Genomic DNA, 1,176 nt, shown 5'->3' with positions numbered 1-1,176 from the left:
GGTTATAGAAGCTCTGTCAAGCTGTAGCCTGTCAGATGGCAGGCTTTACTCTTATTTCTGAAATGTCAGTCTAACGGCAAAGGATTGTTCATCTTTCCCAAAACTGATGCTGGCGTTATGCCTTTCAGCGACCACTTTAACCAGCGACAAACCCAATCCGTGACCGGGTGTTGTCCGACTCTGATCAAGCCGATAAAGCCTCTGGAATACCTTTTCATATTCTGATTCCGGAATACCTGCCCCCTGGTCAATCACTGATACCGAATTCTGATCAACACGAATTTTGATCTCACTCCCTTCATGGGAGTACTTGATGGCATTCTCAACCAGATTAAAAAGAATTCTGAATAGCAACTGGTGATTCCCCTGAACAACCAGATTCTGCTGCACTTCAAGCATTAAAGACTGCTCACTGGCTTCTGCCAGAGGCTCAGCCAGCTCAACAACCTCCGCGCCTATTTCGGTCAGGTCACAAGGGACAAATTCAAGATGTCCATGCCTATATTCCAGTTTGCTGAGCTCAAGCATGGCATTGAAGGTATGCAGAATGGTATCAAGCTCAGCCTGGGCCTCAAGAATATCCTCAACACCAGCACCGCCATTTAAATGGTATCCATCCAACTTGATCCTCAGTCGGGATAGCGGTGTTCTGAGATCATGAGCAATACTGCTGGTTACCGTTGCTATAGCTTCTACTGAGTCTTCAATCTGCTCAAGCATTTGATTGATATGGCCCGCCAGCTCATCAAACTCATCACCTTTTTCAGTGACTGGAACCCTGGCTGCTAACTGACCTTCACTGACTGTTGCAGTCACCTGATTGATTCCACGAAGCCGTGCCAGTACTTTTTTTGAAAATAGAAATCCGGTCAATAGCCCCACCAGCAAAACCAGTACCATTGCAATATAAAAGGCCAGCGTGAAACGAGAGGCAAACAGGTTAAAGTCTGAAGAGTTGTAGGCCAGTACCAGAGGCCCCCAGCGACTGTTGATACGACTCCCCCTCACCCTCTGAAAGCGACCGTCTCCCAACACCGAATCTCCCAGTATCCAGAAACTGCCCATGGCCGGGGACAGCGGGACGGTTTCAGGCAGATAATTCAGATTACCCTGGTAGCCTTCGGCGCTTTTATACACCACCAGTGCTTGCCGGCTTTTCTCTGCCAGCTGACGAAC

The 1,176-nt window shown here is 48.3% G+C and carries 1 protein-coding gene; it reads right to left on the bottom strand.

All coding sequences use genetic code 11. The features are described 5' to 3' along the window. Positions 1 to 51: 51 nt before the first annotated feature. The coding region (locus KDK16_RS06140) for a HAMP domain-containing sensor histidine kinase (protein WP_257275183.1) at positions 52 to 1,176 on the bottom strand (1,125 nt) is incomplete at its 5' end.

The organism is Endozoicomonas sp. SESOKO4 (assembly GCF_024606275.1).
The sequence above is the reverse complement of the archived record's forward strand: the minus strand, read 5'-3'. Positions and strand labels throughout refer to the sequence as shown.